Genomic DNA, 17,673 nt, shown 5'->3' on the forward strand with positions numbered 1-17,673 from the left:
ATTGCGATCGCTTATGGTCAGCGCGTCGCTCGCCCAGAGTTTGGTAATACTCAAATTAGATTGGCGGTGAAAGGCGCAACCATGTTGGCATTCGTGCTCAGCGTGACTTTAATGGCCAGCTTCTGGTTTGCTCCGTTGGTGTTAGAAGCCGCAAAACAGCCGCCAGAAGTGATCACTTTAGCCATGGAATATGTCCATGCTTTGAAGTGGGTGATGTTGCCTTCGCTTATCTTGTTGGTACTTCGTGGCTTAACCAGTGCGTTTGGCAACGTGCGATCCATTCTTGTGATGTCGATTATCACCGTAATTCTGAATGTGCCCGTGAGCTACTTTCTCACCTTCCAGTTAGACATGGGCTTAACAGGTTTGGGGCTTGGTACGGCTATCGCGGCATTTATCGTGATGGTTGGATATACGGTTTGGGTATTTAAGCGTGACGAGTTTAAGCAATTTGCCCCTTGGTTAAACACAGAAGAGTACTCAATCAAGTTGATGAACCCATTGTTGTTGATGGGTCTACCTATCGGCTTGGCAGCTTTACTTGAGCATGGCTTGATTTACGGTGGCACCTTAATGGCGGGCACGATCAGTATTGCTTCGCTAGCTCTGCACCAAATCCTGCTGCAATGCTTAAGCTTTACTTGGAACTTCAATTTCGGCTTCTCACAAGCTGCGGCGATTTTGGTTGGTCGTGATTTTGGCGCGGGTAACTACGAAGGAATAAAAAGAACTTCAATTCAAAGCTTTATATTGGTGTCTGTGTTGAGTGTGGCGTTGTCGGCTGTGTTTATCATATGGCCTGAGATGATCGCCTCTATCTTCAAGTTAGACGATGGTACGGGTGCGATGACCTCATTGTTGGCTTCTGTTATCTGGGTCGTTGCTTTGTGCTTTATTGTTGATGCTTGGCAGCTACTGGCGATTAACCTGCTAAGAGGCATGAAGATTGTCTCTATGCCAACCGTGATGACTGCCATCGGTTACTGGGTATTTGGCCTACCTGCAGCTTGGTATTTGATGCCAAAATTTGAATTGGCAGGGATTTGGGGCGGAATCGGCGTGGGTTTAGGCGTGACAGGTATTCTATTGCTGATTCATTTAATGGTTGTGCTTAACAAGAGCAGTAAGACGTCAGATTTAGATTGTTCTGCTTACTCTTAAGCTCAATTGAAATGCAAAAAAGCCACAGCAATGTCTGTGGCTTTAGTTTATCTCAGTTGATTCTCGGGGGAGTGAATCAATATCAGGATTGAGGACAGCTAGTTTCTACTCGACTACTTTCCACCAGAGAGCGCAGACTTCATCATGGTTTTGAACTGCTCTTTCTGCTCTTCAGTTAACACATTATAAATGTTGTTTTTAAGACGCATCTCTTGCATCACCATCGACTTCTCGGTTGCTTGAACGGTGTCGATGATCTTTCCCATCTCGGCTTCATTGAAATCAGGTTGAGTCACAAGGCTGATCTGTTTCTTCTTGAGCTCGATCGCGCTATCCATGTCAATCTGTGTTCTATCAGATTGGTAGCCTTCAACAAGGGAGATGACTTCCGCGTGCTGCTCTTCGGTAAGATTCAAAGAAGCAATAACCATTTGCAGTGGGCTCACTGCGGGTTGTGGCGGTTGTTGTGGTGATGAAGCACTCACAAACGGAGCGGTAACGAGTAGAGCTGAAGCAGTTAATACACAAAGCGACTTTTTCAGTGATTTCATTGAATTTCTCCTGTTAGTGGAAACATGAGTATAGATGGCGAAGCTGAACTCGATATGAACACGCTGTTCAGTTAAGTGTGCTCAGCGATTTACGTTCACTTAAATTCGTTCAGATAAGTACTTTCAAGTAAGTAGAGAGTGGGTTAGACCTTGGTCTTACAGAAACCTACGGCAAAGGTGACTAGAATGATTTGAGTTGCTCACCGTTTTATCAAGGAATACACAAATGGAAGTTGGATTGTTCTGGGCTGAAAAAGGAATGTTAGTGCTTGGCGCACTGTTTGTTTTGACGAGCATGATGCAGTACGGAAGACGCAGTAGCGATTGGAAGGGCGTGATTACGATGTTTTATAAGCGTATCCCAATGAGTATCGCGGAATACAAATGGTATCGTTTGGGTATCGCTTTATTGGTGTTTGCTGTGGTTATACGTTTCGCATTACTGATCCTATGGCCTTCATATCAGTTCTAGCTATTCACATTACGTCTCTTATCATGGCTACATAAAGCCGATAAATGAATGAGCAAACCGAGCCTTAATAAACTCACTTATTAAGGCTACCATTTCATAAACTAGCTCTATTGTTCTATCAAAAAGTGCTATTACTCTATAATGATGAACGGTTATTACCTTTGTAGCATATTGTTTTTCATGAAGAATAATGCCAGATAATAGCTCACCTGCTTGTTCCATCATTCTTACTAATAATCTACACATAAATTCATTCACCCCGTACCTGATACTATAATGTTCTGTTACACTCGTCCGAATTAGCTTTAATTTGTCGGTGGTGCATTTATGTCGTTCCCAGTTCTTATATGTGATGATTCTGCGTTAGCAAGGAAGCAGATGGCTCGATCACTGCCTAGTTCTCTAAATGCAGATATAACTTTTGCTGTTCATGGGCTTAATGCACTTGAAGAGTTAGCTCAAAACCAATTTAAATTGATGTTCCTCGACCTCACCATGCCGGAATTAGACGGCTATGGCACATTGGAAGAGATGCAACGTTTGGGTGATACCACGCCTGTTGTCGTTGTTTCGGGTGACATACAACCAAAAGCACAACAGAAGGTGTTGGATCTCGGCGCCAAAGCGTTTTTACAAAAGCCGATCGATAAAGAAGCGCTAAAAGCTATTTTACGTGAGCATGTTGATCCGCCAAAACAGCCTCAGATCATTACTCCAACCGCCTTAGAACTGCCAATACTTCGCAGACGCGATATCTATATGGAAGTCGCGAACGTTGCGATAGGCCGTGCCGCTGATGCACTGGCTCGTCACTTTAATGTGTTTGTTCATTTACCGCTGCCGAACGTCAACATCTTCGAAGTGAGTGAATTGCACATGGCACTTCGTGACCTAGCCGACAACGACCAAGTGTCGGGTGTTTGCCAAGGCTTTAGTGGAGAAGGGATTGCAGGCGAAGCATTAGTCTTGTTGAGTGATTCCAGTGTGAGCGATCTTAAGAAGCTCATGAAGGTACCAACTGAAAGCGAGCAGCTAGAAGAGTTAGAGCTACTGATGGATGTGTCGAACATCTTAGTCGGTTCATTCTTGAATGGGTTAGGGGAGCAGTCAGAAGTTCGTTTCTTCCAGAGCTCTCCTGTGTTGCTAGGTCAACACATCTCGATTGATTCTGTGATTGAAAATACCAGCGGCTCGTTCAAAAAGACCATGACCTTTGAAGTTAGCTACAACATTGATGGCACTTCTATACGTTGTGACCTTCTGTTTATGTTCGTTGATGAGTCTCTGCCTCTTCTAGACAACAAATTGGCCTACCTAATGGAGGAGTTTTAATATGCTGAATCTTCCTGCTGAATTTGAACAGTTCCACTGGATGGTCGACATGGTTCAAAACGTCGATATGGGGCTGGTGGTCATTAATCGTGACTTTCAGGTACAAGTTTGGAATGGCTTTATGACGCACCATAGCGGTAAGCAATCGCATGATGCGATCGGTAAGTCGATCTTTGAACTGTTCCCTGAGATCCCAGAAGAGTGGTTTAGGCTGAAAACCAAGCCAGTATATGACCTAGGCTGTCGCAGTTTCATTACATGGCAACAAAGGCCTTATCTGTTTAAGTGCCGCAATGTTCGCCCTGTAACTCAACAAGCCGATTTCATGTATCAGAACGTGACGCTGAACCCGATGCGCTCACCAACAGGACAAGTCAGCTCATTGTTCTTGTCTATTCAAGATGCGACTGCAGAAGCGTTAGTCTCTCAAAAGAACTAACACTGCTCTATTCACTAAACAGCACTTTTCTATGTGCGTATTAGCATCGGTCTGATCAGCGAATAAAAATGGCTAAGGTTAACCACCTTAGCCATTTTTTTGCTTTCTATTCTTCAAATCTTATCTTTTCTCCAGTTTTTCACGTCAACCAATCCTCTTTTTCTGAGCGCTTTGCAGAGTCTTACAGGTTAAATGAACGAAAGGGCAGCCACGAAACGTGCTTTTGGAACGGTAATGCTATGGGTGAATAGAGAATGGATTTATAAAGTCCAAGCTTGAAAGATTCATTTAATGGAGTGCGAGGGCTCGACTCTCAAACCCAAGTGAATCTAGGTTTCTAGATTGAGTCGTGATCACTCTACTTTTCCAATTGACCGCAAAACAGAAACGTCACGAGATTGCCCTATTTGGTCAAAAACAGATAAAAATTAGAAAAAAATCGAATTTATTTAAGAAAAAAGGCATTTTTTTGTTGGAGAAAAGTGTGGTTTTTATGTAATTTCGAGGAACTTTCTTCACATATTTGCATTATGAGGGCGATATTACGTGAAATATGAAGGAAAACGATTGCGCAATAAACCAACAGCGTTTGCGCGAATGGTTCGCTAAGTTATTAATTAATAAGAATTTAGTTGGGAAGTGTAACTGAGAGAGTTTTAGCGGATATGGAATCTTTGAGAGGATAGCATAAAAAAAAGTGAAATATCAGACTTGCTGTTACTAAATCACGACCTATAATGCTGAAAACCGGAGCGTCTGCCAACGCTCCGGTTTTTTTGTGTCCGAAGAAAAGTAAACCCGTCTGCCAACGGTTTTACTACGCATTTCGCGAGAGACACATAATTTTATGAATCAAGGAAAACACCATGCGTATCGAACAAGAACTTAAGTTAGGTTTCAAAGATGTACTCTTCCGCCCGAAGCGTTCTACCCTTAAAAGCCGTTCTCAAGTTGAATTAACCCGCGATTTTACATTCAAGCATAGCGGTCGTCAATGGTCTGGTACTCCAGTAATTGCAGCTAACATGGATTCGGTAGCAAGCTTTGAAATGGCAGCTGCTCTAGCAGAGCACGGTGTTATGACTGCAGTACACAAGCACTACACAGTAGAGCAGTGGGCTGAGTTTGCTAAAACAGCAGACAAGAAAACTCTGAACAACGTATTTGTGTCAACGGGTACATCTGAAGCTGAGTTCGAGAAAGTTAAGAAGATCATGGCTCTTAGCGAAGAGTTTGTATTTATCTGTATTGACATCGCTAACGGTTACTCAGAGCACCTTGTTGAGTTCGTACAGAAAGTACGTGCTGAATTCCCGACTAAAGTTATCTCTGCGGGTAACGTTGTAACGGGTGACATGGTTGAAGAGCTAATCCTAGCTGGCGCAGACATTGTTAAGGTTGGTATCGGCCCTGGTTCTGTTTGTACTACACGTGTTAAAACAGGCGTAGGTTATCCTCAACTTTCTGCAATCATCGAGTGTGGCGACGCAGCACACGGCCTTGGCGGCATGATCATCGGTGACGGTGGTTGTTCATGTGCGGGTGACGTATCTAAAGCGTTCGGCGGCGGTGCTGACTTCGTAATGCTAGGCGGCATGCTAGCAGGTCACTCTGAGTCAGGCGGTGAAGTTGTAGAGCAAGACGGTAAGCAATACATGAAGTTCTACGGCATGTCTTCACAGTCGGCTATGGACAAGCACTCAGGTGGTGTTGCTAAGTACCGTGCTGCGGAAGGTAAAACTGTTTTACTTCCATACCGTGGTTCTGTTCACAACACAATTTCTGACATCCTTGGTGGTGTACGTTCAACTTGTACATACGTAGGCGCAGCAAAGCTTAAAGAGCTAACCAAGCGTACGACTTTCATCCGTGTACAAGAGCAAGAGAACAACGTATTCGGTAAAGAGTAATCTGAACGAGTTCGAATAGTTTGAAAATCAAGAGCCGCTTTTTAGCGGCTCTTTTTGTTTGGCGATTAAACCAAATCACTTACTAGCGTTTTTGTTTTTGGTTCCTTCTAATTCGCGATGAACCTTAAAAAAGCCCACCTATTGCGAAGTGGGCTTTTTATCATTTAAGCGCTATTTTTTGGTTCTGCGCGCTTTTAGCGCAGCAAAGTAAGCCTTTAGCTTCTCGAAATCATCTGCAACTTCCGCAAAGTCAGGGACGCCTTCATTCAGCTCAGGCGCTTGATCATGTCCATACATAAAAGTACTGCACTTCGACATGCCTTCCTCGATGGCAGCATAGTCTTCTGGGGTGATGCCTCCCTTTTCGACAACATCCTTGAGGCTTTGTGTTTTCACACTTCGACTAAACCTTTCAACGACTTTCTTGAATAGCCATTCTTCTACTAGTCTTTCCCATGTTTCACGCATTTTGTTATACGTTAACTTGGCCATAGCTTCGTAGCCGTCAACATCTCCGGCATCTTCAAGCTGCTTCAAAGGAACCATTATTTTGTTTAGATCTTTGACTCGATCGCCTGTTGATTTAACATCCCACGGCGGCTCAGATGTAGGAAACCCAGCAAGCTTCCCACGTTTAACAATTGAAATAGCCGAGTACTTCGAATTGGCCTTTTTAGTAGCCTCTCCGAGCATGACTAAAAATGACATGTCATGGGTAAATACAATGACCTGACGGCTTTGTGCTTCCTCTGCTACGCGGGCAGCAAACTTTCTTCGCCACTTATGATCGAGAGAGTTAATTGGGTCATCAAAAACAATCGCTGATTTTCGGTCATCAACAATAAGTTCAGCCATGAACCCAGCCAGAGCAACGCACTTTTGCTCGCCTTCACTGGCGATGTCAGAAATGTTGTTTCGCTTGCCTGTCATACTTAACTTCAACATTTGCTTGCCGCGAGAGCCGCGAGTTTCAGTGCCTACATCGAAGTTTCTAAACTCAAGTTTCTTCAACTCAGCCTCAAACACTTTGCTAAGTTCGCCAATAGCACCCATTTTGGCAATGTTACTTGTTTGAGTGGTTATGATTGTTGATAAGCAAGATTGAGTGACAGCGTTATATAAACCAATCATCCTCAGGCGCTCGATCTCGTGGAGAATGTTTTGCTTAGATAATGTAAACAGCTTTCTGTCATCAAGTTCGTTAATAGCCTGTGACGCAGTAGCGATCTGCTTAGTTAACCCTTCATTAGTTTTAACGGCATCTTCTTTGGTCTTTAAAGAGACAATTTGTCCGTTGATCCAATCTAGCGCTTTGTAATCAATTGGAACAATAGAGAAGTCCGGCACCTGTTTAGTAAGATTCGAACAGAGAATCTTGAACGATTCTTCCAGTGCGATAAAACTCTTACTGATTTCTGGATTAAATTCAGCCACCTTGCCTAGAATGAACTCATAAGGTTTTAGGTCGAATGACAGTAGCCTTAGAGCCGCAATTGAACTATCAAATTTAACTTTGGCCTTGCTGGCTTCCATCTGAGTTTTATCTTGTAGATAGTCGTTAAATAGCTTTAGTTTTTCTGCAGATGCTTCCGAGACAGGTTGCAAGCAAGTAGGGCAGGCTTCGCCCGCTGCTGCTGGGAATGATAATGCAGCATTATGCTTTAGTACGAATGTCTGAACGTGATTCCACATCTCTCTCCACTCAGGTGAACAAATGCCTGATAATTCGTGACCTTCAATTGCCTGCTTACGAGCTATCTCTGCTGCTGCTTGTTTGGTTTGATAGTCATCGTAATTGAGTTTTATCGTCTCAAACTGCTTTTCATCGAGTTTGGATCTTAGTTGATTAAAGTAAGCACTAAGAGGGGTTAGCTCTTTTCGACTGTCACTAAACCCTTTTCTAAGCTGCTCAGGTGTACTGGTCTGCAGCTTAACAAGCTCTGATTTTAATGCTGAGATTGATTCATCTTCTTCTTTGCTCAGACAGATGGCATCAACGGCCTCTGGTTTTGTTGCGCCAGACAAAGCAGATACAAACGCAGCTGTCCTACCTCCAGGTGTACATTGAGGTAACGGAGTGGCAACGTTATATGGTCTTTTCTCCGACTCGTTTGCGGCTCTTACATAATCACAAGCCATCATTAGCTGAGATAATAATTTCATTCCCGCAGGCTTGTAATCAATCGAGTCCTCGTCAGAGATGTAATGCGCCGACGAAGTGTTGTCAAAAATTCGAATTGATTTTAAATCTTCATGTGAGCTTCCGGAGAGAAGCCATGGGATGTCGTGTTTGTCCTCACCGATCAAAAGAGAAATGTCCGCAGCAGGCTCACCGGCTTGTGCGTCGTAGATATTCGAGAGGATTTTTGGAGTACTACCGCGAGTAAGACAAGCGTTCTTTAAAATCTTTGCATAGCTAGATTTACCCGAACCATTATCGCCATAAACAGCGGTCAGTCCTTCGCTTTCAAATGCAATAGATTTGTTTGGGGCAAGCGCTGAAACATTAGCAACGTTGCTAATGCATGCCAATTTTACTGGATGCTTTTCTTCGCCAAAGCCTGCTAGATCTAGCAAAGCTATGCTGGCCGCATAAGCACCGCTTTGTGGTTGCAAACCTGCTTCTTCTTTAGAAAGAGCAAACAGTAATTGCAGATCACCGTCATCAAGTTCGCCTTTATTTGCTGCCAATCTGAGAGCGTGACGCCACCAGAGATTCTTCTTTAGCTTGTTAGCCCAGCTAACAACGCTTTCTATCGACATATTATTCTCCAAACAGGTTATGTTTCGGGAATATATACGCCTATTTTCATTATAGTAAATTGGTTGCAATCACCTTTAAGACAATTGGACACGAGGAATAGTCAGCCAGTGCGATATGGATCCCATGCTTTTGATGTGGGCATTGCGATTTGCTCTAATTGATACCCCATTTTGATATTGTTATAGGTCTTGAGTGGTTAGGTGATAATTAATTACTAGACCGAAGCCACTTATTTCAAAAAAGCCCTCATTGCAACGCTATGAGGGCTTAAATCAAATTCCAATAATCAAACCGAAGTTTAATTCACAGCGTAGTGTTTTCTAGCTGCATCAAGGATCTTGTTGGCTTCCACGTCGTCGCCCCAACCTTGTAGTTCCATACCACCGCTTGGGCCTTTGTAGTTTTCAAACCATAGACCAACGATGTCTTGGACGCCCGGGTAGGTAGCGTTTAGCTCGTTTAGCGAAGCAATATCTTTAAATGGTGAATCGTTAGTGAGAACAGCAACGAGTTTGTCGTCTTGCTCGCCATCATCTAGCATTTTCATCACACCGATCAGACGTACAGGAACAACTTCACCACGTGGTACAGACTGACCAAGAACAATCACATCTAACGGGTCGCCATCGCCACCCAACTCTTTTGGTAGTGCAGTACGTGGGATAGAGCCGTAGTTACCTGGGTACCCAAGGTAATTAACTACGCGTGGTGCGCCTTTTTTGTGTTCCCAGATAACTTGCTTGTCATTGTCTTTGCTTAGTTCCCACTTAGCGGAAGTACCTGTTGGGATCTCTACAATTGCATTGACAATGCCATCAGCAGAAGCTGCTGGGTAATCATTAAAGCTTGAGTTTGCTTCAAGGGTAAATTGGTCTAATTGCTTTAGTGCAGGAGATGATGCCGCTGCTAAGTCATAGCTTAAACCATTGGCGGTAGATGTTGTTTTGTAACGCAGCATATAGTCAATTTTACCGCGTTCTTTGAACAGTTTATCGAAGCCTTTTTGGTTATATGCGCTAAACTGCCCCATCTGCTTAACGGAAAGCTCTGAGCCACCAACGTTGTTGGTATCCATAGATAGGATATGGTTGCTGACCGCATTGACTGCCTTTGCGTAACCTTCGGTAGAATTTAGATCAAAGTCTGAAGTATCAATCGCTTTATGTACCTCTTTAGACCAGTAGAATTCTAAGAACGGGACTGGCTGATTTGGCTTGTTCCAGCCCACATCACGAGAAAAGTACATCAGTGAGCGATATTGATCGTTAGCAAAGTTGGTTAGCCCAAGAGAGGTTGGAAGTTGTTGATAGCTAATCGCTTCGCCTTTGTTATCAAACAGCCATGTATTACCGTCTTTTACCATTTGGTTCCAGAACGCATCCATGTTTTTGAGGTTGCGATAATCTTTATCAACCACCACATTCACATTGAATGATGCGCCACCTTGCGACATACGGTAGAACACATTGAACGTATGGTGACCATCAGTTAGGTAGTATTCATCGTTGGGTGCTATAACCACTGTCTTCATGTCTTGCTTACGTGCACCTGTTTCCATTTCACAGGTGAAAGTCGAAGGAATATTCGGGTGTGCTTGGTCTTTGATACTCGCTATGCCTTTTTGGCCATTGGCTTCACAGATTTCATCGAACATCTTTTCTTGGTCAAATTGGTAACGACCCAGCTTGTACATAATTTGATCATAACCCACAGATGGTTGAGTTGGTTTTAACTCATGGAGACCAAGCTTAATAACATCGCCTTCAGAGATATTGCTTGCGTGAGCGGGCAAAGCGAAGATAGCCAGAGCGCCAATCGTGGCAAAAATCCCAGTCTTTTTCATAAGTCCTTCTATATATGGAATAAAAATTATGCGCTAAATTAATATGCAATGATGACATCAATATTTCACTTTGATAAATAAGATGTTGCAGTCGTTCTGTCGTGCGTGACTGATTTCGGCCTACCGACTAAAGGCTTTGCTATACCTCAGGTAATCCGTTAAGTGCTAATTTAGTAAGACCTATAAGACAGTTTTGTCCAGAAATGTGTTTTGGATAAGTAGATTATAAAATCATGACGTTTCAATATGATTTGAACATAAAGAGCCGCTGTTTAGCGGCTCTTTATGTTTGAGTTCTAGCTATCACTCAGTAGAGCGTTAACTTTCAAATTTTCTACTTCGCATAATTCGAAGGAAACAGTGCTCGTTTCGCTTCTTCATCACGTTCGGTTTTAAATTCAACGTCTTTACCGGTTTCGCGGGCACGCAATGCAGCAGGGCGGGTGTTGATTGCGTTAAACCAACGCTTCAAATTCGGGTAAGGTTCTAGGCCTTCTTCACCAAGCACGACAGGTGCTTTATCAATCCAACCCCATGCCGCGACATCGACAATGGTGTACTCATTTCCGACGATAAATTCACGACCTTCCATATGCTTCTCTAACACTTCGTAATGACGTTGTGCTTCACGTAGATAACGATTTACCGCGTAATCTAGGCCTGCTGGCGCGGCATGGCGAAAGTGTACCGATTGACCTGAATAAGGACCAAGACCGCTCGCGATAAACATAATCCAAGAGAGCAGTTCAGCTCTGTCTTCTGGCTGACCAGCTAGCTTGCCTGTTTTCTCAGATAGGTAGAGCAAGATAGCGTTAGAGTCGAATACACGTTGTCCTTCGTCTTCAATCGCAGGCGTTTTGCCATTTGGATTGATTAAACGATATTCCGGTGAATGCTGCTCACCCTTTAAGGTATCGACAGGAACAAGTTCAAAATCTAGGCCTGTCTCTTCCAAAAACAGAGCGATCTTCATTGGGTTTGGTGTTTGGTGAAAATAGAACTTAAGCATGGGGTAACTCCTTGTATTGGTCATTTATTAAAGCACCACTTGAACGATCGTTCAATGATTGATTTTTGAATTTTCTGTGAATTGACTGATTTGATATCACACTCTGTGCTTTTTGAACTTGGTTGAGCAAACGTGAATGAGCGTCGACTTGTAGAGAGATAGCGTTTTAAGTTGCTGAAATAATGAACATAAAATGCACATTTAGGTTTGATGTTGAGCTTCGAAACTTAGGGGTTTAGATGGAATAGGCAGGTGGGATGCGAAGTTAAATATTCCCAAGTAATCAAGGGAGTTCCTCATAACTCGAAGCTATCTGGATATTTGAGCCTACTCTGGCGCATAAAATCGTGATCTGCAGCCACATCTTATGCAACAAATGAATATTAACCTCGGAGATTCTGGCGTGGTTCACAGTTTTTTAATCTTAGGGACTTACATTGGGGAGCAAATCTGATGTGAACACTTAACGACACAGGATCTTTCCATGAAAAAGAACATTATCGCCCTCGCTCTTGGTGGCATGCTCGCTTTTGGCGCAACACCTTACTCTTTTGCTGCTAACGATGGCGCAGTGCAGGCTTCTGCAGATTACGCGCAGTTGGTGACTAAGCGACAAGTTGTCGACCAACTACTTCTTGATGCGTTGCAGGCGTTTAAGTCTCCGGCAAGAATTTCACACGCGGGCTTCACAGCTAAAATGCCAAGCAACATGGAAATTGTGACCAACCGATTGTTAGAAGCGTACCAGTTAGAACCTTACCGTACCGATTTGCTGATCTCGGCTGCGAACGCTCAGATCTACAACAAGAATGCAGAGCGCGCTATTGAATTGTTTGAGCAAGCGTTGACGGTTGCGCCAGACGATGTCGACCTTCATGCGTATCTAGCGGTTTGGCAGAGATTTGAAGGCAATGACGGTGAATCCAACAAGCACATGGAGAAACTGGAAAGCCTGAACAAAGGTAAAGCAGAAGACATCAAACGTATTTTTGCAACGGTTGACCGCGTGTTAGAAACACCTCTTAAAGAGTCTGCAGATAAGGGACTATTGAGCGACCACGGTGCCATCGTCACTTTGGGCTACGCGCTTAACCCTGATGGCTCTATGCATGAAATCTTGATTGAACGTCTTGAAACCACATTAGCAATGTCGAAAGCTAACCCAGACGCGATGATCGTGTTAACCGGCGGCGTGCCGAAGAACCATAAGACTGAAGGCAAGTTAATGGCGGATTGGCTTATCTCAAAAGGGGTAAGCAAAGAACGTATCATTGAAGAGAACTACGCGACCAGCACGGTAGGAAATGCCTTATTCAGTAGCTACGCGCTTGCTCGTCATGATATTAAGCACGCGACCATTATTAGTTCGGCGAGCCACGTTCGTCGTGGTCAAACTCTGTTTGAAATTGCGAGCTGGCAAACGGGCCCTCAGGGCATTACCTTCGATACGGTTTCTTACCCAGACAAGCCGCTAGAAGATCTTAAGAAAGCGAGCAGTGGTGAGCTTCTAGGCATCTACCGTGACGCTCTTAGAACGTATGGTATGTGGAGCTACCGCTCTTACCCATTAGAGTCTCGCTAAGCCCAAGCATTATTTGCGTTTGGGAAAAGTGCGGTTCGCGTTAAACCAAAGCGTCACTTGTTAGTACAATCGAGCACAGCTAGATGGTATGCTGTGCTCCTACTTAATTTAGTGTTTCAAAGGCAAAAAAATGAACCCGATTTTAGCAATGTTGAAAGAGAACAATATTAGCGACGAGCAGATCAGCGAGATATTCAAGACGTTGACCGAGAACCCTCTTGCAGCAATGGCGACAATCAGCCAACTTGGTTTACCTCAAGACAAACTTCAAATGCTGATGGGCCAGGTAATGCAAAACCCTGCGCTAATCAAAGAAGCAGTTGAAGAGCTTGGCCTAGATTTTTCTAAGGTTGAAGCCGCTAAAGAGCAACTTCAAAAATAAGTGAATTTGAATGAGCTAATATCGAATTAGCTTAATCCACATTCAATAAAAAGGTCGTTTAAGTTCAGCAACAGGTTGTCTTAACGGCCTTTTTTGATCTTGGTGGCGATTTTTGACTTTGATTTGAGTGCTCTCAATCATCCTCTCCGACCCTATACATACCGACCATTCCAACACAATTGACAGCAACCTTGCCAAATACGTGCGACTACTGACAATTTACTTACTAGACTTAATTAACCTATGTGCGACCTGATATGTGCACCTTGATGAACAGAGTTTTTGGATGAAGAAATCCCTAAATAATAGGGCTAACCGATTTTGGCCATAAGCGCGGTTTATCTATGAGTCACATTAAGGAAAAGAATAAGAGGGCAACAAACTAAGCCCTTTATTGAGCAGTGATTTATAGGAAATGAGTTATGAAGTATTTAAAGGAAACCGCTTTAGCGAGCCTTGTGCTGGCTGGGCTTGTTGGTTGTGGCGGTGATTCAGGTTCATCAAGCAGCACGACACCCATTACCTTGAGCGTGAGTGATGCGCCCATTGATGATGTTAAAGACGTCACCGTGACATTCAGTAAGGTCGCTTTGCTTCCTCAAGAGGGAGGTTCGCCACTGATTTATGATGTGTATAAAACGGACGAAAACGGCGACTACGTTGATGAAAATGGCGATCCATTGCCAGATGGTGAGGATCCGATTCCATTAAGTGTGAATTTGTTGGATTACCAAGGTAGCGAGGCGCTTCCTTTGATTGAAAATGAGGTCATTCCGGTAGGCAGTTATAAGTTGTGTGTGTTCGCAAATGACGGCGATCATCCAACAGATCCATCTTACGTGATAGAAAACGATGATATGACTCGTGAGCTAACGGTGAAAGGTGAAGGCGCGTGCCCGCAAGGCGTGGGTAAAGAAGACAACGCTGGCGTACTTTACTTTAATAACTCATTTAATGTGAACCAACAAAGTAACGACTTTGTTGTTGAGTTCGATCTTCGACGTGGCCTAAAGAACAGTTCGACTTTCCCTGATTACACTATTCAAAGAACGTCTGTAAGCCTTATCAATACGGTTGAGACAGGAAACATTGAAGGCACTGTTGCTCTTTCTACCTATGACACTTGTAACGGTGGTGACAATACATTCGTTCAGTCGGTGTACTTGTATGAAGGTAATGTCGACAAAGCTGACATGGCTCCGATTGGCGGCAGTGATGAAGTGAAACCGATCACTTCAGCGTCAGTGACAATGAATCAAGCACAGACTAACTATAAGTTCTCTCTGGGCTTCATTGATCCAGGTACTTACTCATTGGGTTATACCTGTACTGCGCAGTACGACAGTGATGAAGACAATGCTGATCCGGTTGCTGATGGTTTTGAAATCTATGATGTTCAAAATAGTGTTCAGGTAGTGGTTGGTCAGGATAACCAAGTATCGTTTTAAATCTTTAACGTGATTTACCACTCTAATAAATACGGCCTCTCATTTATAGAGGCCGTTTTTGATCATGTCACCTAGTTAAGCATGAATTTGATGGGCATTGAGTGTGACTCTAGGGAAGTGATAATGTAACTTTGTATCTCTTACTCTAACCTAGCGAAATGTACTCTGGCGTTGATTATGAAATCTAGCTTAAGCATTCGATCTTACACCAAGCAATTTAATACCCATGCTCATGATGATCATCACCAATTGGTATTGCCGATCCAAGGCAGTATCAATATCGAGATGGTGGGGTATGTCGGCAAGGTGGCAGTGGGCGAATGTGTGGTGATTCCAGTAACCACAGCGCATGCGTTTAAGGCGGATGAGGCGGCGCGGTTTATTGTCGCGGATATGGCGGAGTTGCCGCAGCACTTGTTGGAGCATGAGCTCTCGGTTTTCACGATAACGCCACCTTTGATGAGCTTCCTGTTGTTTGTAGAGAAGCAGTTGGAATATCAGGTCGATAGCGGTATTGAATCATCAATCTTGGATGTGTTTTCACTGCTGTTAGAGCAACAACAAGTGAGCAAGAGCATCGACCCAAGAATCCGGGCGGTACAAAGGCTGATAGCGGATAACTACACGCAACCGTTATCCATTTCACAGCTTGCAGAAACGGCCTGTTTGAGTCCCACTCAATTTAAAAAACGCTTCAAAGAATGTCTGGGTATCAGTGCGCTTAAATACATCACTCGCTATCGTATGGAGAAAGCTCAGGCCTTGTTAACTCATACCGATTTACCGGTTCAATTGATTGCCGAAAATGTGGGCTATAGTGATGTGTCTGCTTTCAGTCGACGCTTCTCTCAGCACTTTGGGATGTCTCCAAGGGCGTTTCTAGGCTCAATGAAAGACAGTCTTTAGAAACAACAATAGCGTCCTTTCGGCAAACTAACTTTTATCAATCTTCACTATTATCTATTTCAGAACTGAAAATTGGGTAATAGAAATGAATCTTGCCATCAATCGCGTTAACGAATTCCAAACGGGCACTTTAGCCATCTTGTTTGCTTCCATTTTATGGGGCACGACAGGCACCGTCGCAAGCTTTGCGCCTGATCTAAGCCCATTAGCAATTGGTGCTTTTTCTATGGGCGTCGGTGGCTTAATGCAAGCGGGCTTGGCGTATCGAAAAATCCTATTCGCTTTCGACAAGCTTTTGCAGAACAAGAAGCTGTTGGCAGTGAGTGCTTTGGCTTTGGCGGTCTATCCTTTAGCTTTCTATTCTTCAATGAAATTATCAGGTGTGGCGATTGGAACCGTGGTTTCGATTGCGACCGCACCTTTCTTTTCGGCACTGTTAGAGTGTCTGATTAGCAAAAAGAATAATATCAACAAACGTTGGCTCACTAGCTTTGCGATTGGTGTGGTAGGTATTGGGCTATTGGTGTTTTCAGAATCTTCATCGGCGAATGAATCCGGTGAGGATCTAAAGCTATTGGGCATTGGCTTAGGGTTGGTTGCTGGGTTGTGTTACGCCATTTATTCTTGGGCGACCAAAGCATTGATCGACAAAGGGATTAAGTCACAAGCGGCGATGGGCAGTATTTTTGGCCTCGGTGCGATGATGCTGCTGCCAACGCTCTGGTTTACTGGTGAGAACCTGTTTTCCTCGCAAACCAACGTATTAGTCATCAGTTATCTGACGCTAATCCCACAATGCTTGGGCTATGTCGCGTTCAGTTTTGGCTTACGCCATGTCACCGCGAGCAGTGCCAACCTGCTGACTCTGTTTGAACCAGTAGTTGCAGCGGTGCTTGCCGTCTGCGTTGTCGGTGAGCTGATTCCTTTTATAGGTTGGTTAGGTATGTTTCTGATTGTGCTGTGCTTGTTGATACAGTCGAAGCCATCTAAAGGAACGTTATAAGTATTTGTTTTGTTGAGCCTAATTGAAATTTATTCATGCGTAATTCTTATAATTGAATAAAATCAGTATCTCAGTTGTGAGAGTGCTGTTACTATCGCTATCAATAGTCGGGGGGCATATACCTTATTTGGTGTTTGCTGAGATCGTTAGTCGAGACCCGTTGAACCTGATTCAGTTAACACTGGCGTAGGGAACTATAAGCACTCGATCTACGTCTGCACCCATGAAAGCTTTCATGAGCCTATTGCGACTTCTCCTTCGATCGGTGTTCGTTCTCCTACGTCTTGTAAGATAGTAGGAGCGACAATGACACACAGTTCTATTTCAAAAGATTTAACGCCAAAAGCCTCAGCTTCACAGCATTCTGTGGATGGTTCGATTCGCACGAACACTCCGATTGTATTGACGATCGCAGGTTCAGACAGTGGCGGCGGTGCGGGTATCCAAGCTGATATTAAAGCTATGTCTGCTACAGGTAGTTTTGCTTGTTCGGTAATTACCGCGATCACTTCCCAGAACACGCAAGGTGTGTCAGCTATTTTTCCTATTCCACTCGACCATGTCGCTAGCCAGTTAGATGCGGTTTTTACTGATCTCAATATCGTGGCTGTGAAAGTCGGCATGTTGGCTGATTCGCAAATCATCAAAGTCGTTGCTGATAAAATCAAACAGTACCAACCTAAGCACTTAGTGATTGACCCTGTAATGGTCGCGACAAGTGGTGACCTTCTCTTAGAAAACTCTGCTATTACGACGCTAAAGCAAGAACTGATTCCGCTGGCAGACATTATCACCCCTAACTTGCCTGAAGGCGCAGCGTTAACAGGCAAGCCGGTACCTGAAAGCGAAGCTGAAATGCAGGGCATGATTG

16 protein-coding genes and 1 riboswitch are annotated in these 17,673 nt (G+C 43.9%); of the genes, 11 read left to right on the plus strand and 5 right to left on the minus strand.

What is annotated here, in order from left to right; genetic code table 11:
- Positions 1-1,161, plus strand: a 1,161-nt coding sequence (locus AACR09_RS14725) for an MATE family efflux transporter (protein WP_228010631.1), incomplete at its 5' end; no start/stop codon positions are given.
- Positions 1,162-1,274: 113 nt separating this feature from the next.
- Here the strand turns inward: AACR09_RS14725 and AACR09_RS14730 are convergent.
- The gene (locus AACR09_RS14730) at positions 1,275-1,712 is read right to left on the minus strand and encodes a Spy/CpxP family protein refolding chaperone (RefSeq protein ID WP_102495104.1); all 438 of its coding nucleotides are present in this window, start codon (positions 1,710-1,712) and stop codon (positions 1,275-1,277) included.
- Between the two features lie 226 nt (positions 1,713-1,938).
- Here AACR09_RS14730 and AACR09_RS14735 point away from each other — a divergent pair, with 226 nt between their 5' ends.
- A complete protein-coding gene (locus tag AACR09_RS14735; RefSeq protein ID WP_004731665.1) occupies positions 1,939-2,184 on the plus strand; it encodes a hypothetical protein in 246 nt (81 codons plus the stop codon).
- 27 nt (positions 2,185-2,211) lie between these two features.
- Here AACR09_RS14735 and AACR09_RS14740 read toward each other — a convergent pair whose 3' ends face one another.
- Entirely contained in the window at positions 2,212-2,409 is a 198-nt protein-coding gene (locus AACR09_RS14740; RefSeq protein WP_102501220.1) for a hypothetical protein, read from the minus strand.
- Positions 2,410-2,511: 102 nt separating this feature from the next.
- Between AACR09_RS14740 and AACR09_RS14745 the strand changes: the two genes are divergently transcribed.
- The 3 genes from AACR09_RS14745 to AACR09_RS14755 all read left to right on the plus strand — a co-directional run bounded on the left by AACR09_RS14745 (position 2,512) and on the right by AACR09_RS14755 (position 5,865).
- Complete coding sequence (locus AACR09_RS14745) at positions 2,512-3,516, plus strand: response regulator (RefSeq protein WP_017087286.1); 1,005 nt, start codon at positions 2,512-2,514, stop codon at positions 3,514-3,516.
- A 1-nt stretch (position 3,517) separates the two neighbouring features.
- Positions 3,518-3,955: a PAS domain-containing protein gene (locus AACR09_RS14750; protein ID WP_004731659.1), complete on the plus strand. Its 438-nt coding sequence runs from the start codon at positions 3,518-3,520 to the stop codon at positions 3,953-3,955.
- An 866-nt stretch (positions 3,956-4,821) separates the two neighbouring features.
- Positions 4,822-5,865 (plus strand): GMP reductase, encoded by a 1,044-nt coding sequence (locus tag AACR09_RS14755; RefSeq protein WP_009844818.1) that lies wholly within the window; start codon positions 4,822-4,824, stop codon positions 5,863-5,865.
- A 171-nt stretch (positions 5,866-6,036) separates the two neighbouring features.
- Here AACR09_RS14755 and AACR09_RS14760 read toward each other — a convergent pair whose 3' ends face one another.
- The 3 genes from AACR09_RS14760 to AACR09_RS14770 all read right to left on the minus strand — a co-directional run bounded on the left by AACR09_RS14760 (position 6,037) and on the right by AACR09_RS14770 (position 11,481).
- On the minus strand, positions 6,037-8,697 hold the full coding sequence (locus AACR09_RS14760) for an AAA family ATPase (RefSeq protein ID WP_228010638.1): 2,661 nt from the start codon (positions 8,695-8,697) through the stop codon (positions 6,037-6,039).
- Between the two features lie 230 nt (positions 8,698-8,927).
- On the minus strand, positions 8,928-10,472 hold the full coding sequence (locus AACR09_RS14765; RefSeq protein ID WP_228010639.1) for a ParB-like protein: 1,545 nt from the start codon (positions 10,470-10,472) through the stop codon (positions 8,928-8,930).
- A gap of 334 nt (positions 10,473-10,806) precedes the next feature.
- On the minus strand, positions 10,807-11,481 hold the full coding sequence (locus AACR09_RS14770) for a glutathione S-transferase family protein (RefSeq protein ID WP_193835277.1): 675 nt from the start codon (positions 11,479-11,481) through the stop codon (positions 10,807-10,809).
- A 484-nt stretch (positions 11,482-11,965) separates the two neighbouring features.
- On the opposite strand from AACR09_RS14770, the gene AACR09_RS14775 reads away from it, so the two are divergent.
- From AACR09_RS14775 to thiD, 6 genes are all read left to right on the plus strand, one after another.
- Positions 11,966-13,063: a YdcF family protein gene (locus AACR09_RS14775; protein ID WP_193835278.1), complete on the plus strand. Its 1,098-nt coding sequence runs from the start codon at positions 11,966-11,968 to the stop codon at positions 13,061-13,063.
- A 130-nt stretch (positions 13,064-13,193) separates the two neighbouring features.
- Positions 13,194-13,445, plus strand: a complete 252-nt coding sequence (locus AACR09_RS14780; RefSeq protein WP_009844829.1) for a DUF2999 family protein — start codon at positions 13,194-13,196, stop codon at positions 13,443-13,445.
- Positions 13,446-13,867: 422 nt separating this feature from the next.
- On the plus strand, positions 13,868-14,893 hold the full coding sequence (locus AACR09_RS14785; protein ID WP_193835279.1) for a DUF4382 domain-containing protein: 1,026 nt from the start codon (positions 13,868-13,870) through the stop codon (positions 14,891-14,893).
- Between the two features lie 177 nt (positions 14,894-15,070).
- Entirely contained in the window at positions 15,071-15,799 is a 729-nt protein-coding gene (locus tag AACR09_RS14790; RefSeq protein WP_016768295.1) for a helix-turn-helix domain-containing protein, read from the plus strand.
- A gap of 85 nt (positions 15,800-15,884) precedes the next feature.
- A complete protein-coding gene (locus AACR09_RS14795; RefSeq protein WP_193835280.1) occupies positions 15,885-16,802 on the plus strand; it encodes a DMT family transporter in 918 nt (305 codons plus the stop codon).
- A 98-nt stretch (positions 16,803-16,900) separates the two neighbouring features.
- A riboswitch (TPP riboswitch) is annotated at positions 16,901-17,012 on the plus strand.
- A gap of 96 nt (positions 17,013-17,108) precedes the next feature.
- Positions 17,109-17,673 (plus strand): bifunctional hydroxymethylpyrimidine kinase/phosphomethylpyrimidine kinase (gene thiD / locus AACR09_RS14800; RefSeq protein WP_228010641.1); only part of this gene is annotated, 565 nt, incomplete at its 3' end.

Source organism: Vibrio sp. OPT20 (assembly GCF_963889365.1).
Taxonomy (GTDB): Bacteria; Pseudomonadota; Gammaproteobacteria; order Enterobacterales; family Vibrionaceae; genus Vibrio; species Vibrio splendidus.

Coding starts and splice junctions, on each gene's coding strand:
- AACR09_RS14795 (WP_193835280.1), top strand. CDS start 15,885: ATGAATCTTGCCATCAATCGCGTTAACGAATTCCAAACGGGCACTTTA.
- AACR09_RS14755 (WP_009844818.1), top strand. CDS start 4,822: ATGCGTATCGAACAAGAACTTAAGTTAGGTTTCAAAGATGTACTCTTC.
- AACR09_RS14765 (WP_228010639.1), bottom strand. CDS start 10,472: ATGAAAAAGACTGGGATTTTTGCCACGATTGGCGCTCTGGCTATCTTC.
- AACR09_RS14730 (WP_102495104.1), bottom strand. CDS start 1,712: ATGAAATCACTGAAAAAGTCGCTTTGTGTATTAACTGCTTCAGCTCTA.
- AACR09_RS14735 (WP_004731665.1), top strand. CDS start 1,939: ATGGAAGTTGGATTGTTCTGGGCTGAAAAAGGAATGTTAGTGCTTGGC.
- AACR09_RS14790 (WP_016768295.1), top strand. CDS start 15,071: ATGAAATCTAGCTTAAGCATTCGATCTTACACCAAGCAATTTAATACC.
- AACR09_RS14740 (WP_102501220.1), bottom strand. CDS start 2,409: ATGATGGAACAAGCAGGTGAGCTATTATCTGGCATTATTCTTCATGAA.
- AACR09_RS14780 (WP_009844829.1), top strand. CDS start 13,194: ATGAACCCGATTTTAGCAATGTTGAAAGAGAACAATATTAGCGACGAG.
- AACR09_RS14775 (WP_193835278.1), top strand. CDS start 11,966: ATGAAAAAGAACATTATCGCCCTCGCTCTTGGTGGCATGCTCGCTTTT.
- AACR09_RS14745 (WP_017087286.1), top strand. CDS start 2,512: ATGTCGTTCCCAGTTCTTATATGTGATGATTCTGCGTTAGCAAGGAAG.
- AACR09_RS14785 (WP_193835279.1), top strand. CDS start 13,868: ATGAAGTATTTAAAGGAAACCGCTTTAGCGAGCCTTGTGCTGGCTGGG.
- AACR09_RS14770 (WP_193835277.1), bottom strand. CDS start 11,481: ATGCTTAAGTTCTATTTTCACCAAACACCAAACCCAATGAAGATCGCT.
- AACR09_RS14750 (WP_004731659.1), top strand. CDS start 3,518: ATGCTGAATCTTCCTGCTGAATTTGAACAGTTCCACTGGATGGTCGAC.